At 61.2% G+C, this 1008-nt stretch carries 1 protein-coding gene; it reads right to left on the reverse strand.

Features of this window, described 5'->3' with window-relative positions; translation table 11 throughout:
- Positions 1-822: LpxI family protein (locus AC5590_RS00010; protein ID WP_169269018.1), on the reverse strand; the 822-nt coding region annotated here is incomplete at its 3' end.
- Positions 823-1008 lie beyond the last annotated feature (186 nt).

The raw sequence follows: 1008 nt of genomic DNA on the forward strand, positions 1-1008 counted from the left end.
CTGCTGGTCGAGCAGAATCGTCTTGTTGGCTTCGACGGCGAGAATGCGGCCGCCGGCTTCGTGCAGCGTCTTGATGGTCTGCACGCCGATGGTTGGGACATCGAATCGCATGTCCTGCTGTGGCTTGGCGACCTTCACCACGGTGAAGCCGCCACGTCGGCACAACTCTCCGGCACGACGGATCGCCCGGTCGGTCCCTTCTATGGCTTCGACGGCGAGGACCGCACAGTCGTGGACCATCACCGATTGGCCGACATCGAGCCGGCCCATTTCTTTGGCGAGGTCCCAACCGAAGCGGATGTCATTCCACTGGGCATCGGTCGGACGGCGTTTCGTGAGGAATCCGTGCTTCACGAGTAACTCCGGACAAATGTCGAGGGCGGAACCAAAATGAATGTCATCGCGGGCGAACTCCCGGATGACCGCCAGCAGAAGCGTGTCATCTTTGCGGTCCTGCCGGGCATAGCGGTACCACATGTGAATGGTCCGCCAGTCGGGCATTAATCGCAGAATCCGCCATGGTTGAAAGAGAACGGTCTTCTCAATCTTCCCAGCCATCACGGCTTGATGGACGCGCTGCTTCTTGAAGATGCGGATGATGCGGCCGAGGCGCGCGAGCGGCGTCGTGAAGTATTGATGGCAGATGTCGCCGAGTTCATCGGGCGCCATGCCGATCACACCGACGCCGACGACGTGGAGACCCTGTCGGCGGGCGGCTTCGGCGAAGACAATCGGGAAACGACCGGCCCCCGCCAGCAATCCCACGCGTGGCGGGAAGGGCAGCACCTCCGGCGACATCCTGTCGGAATGAGGTCGCATCATGCGATTCCGTGATCCTTCACTGCAGCCCTGTCACTCCGTGACAGGATCGCCGATTGAACCGAACGTCTGCATTTCATCGGCAATTCCTGTCGCAGAGCGACAGGGCTACTTCACTCGTTCCCACGCTCCGCGTGGGAATGCCTGGCCGCGACGCTCTGCGTCGCGATTTTCGTCACTCGTTCATGC

Origin of the sequence: Brasilonema octagenarum UFV-OR1, from assembly GCF_963888615.1 — a bacterium.
Lineage (GTDB): Bacteria > Cyanobacteriota > Cyanobacteriia > Cyanobacteriales > Nostocaceae > Brasilonema > Brasilonema sennae.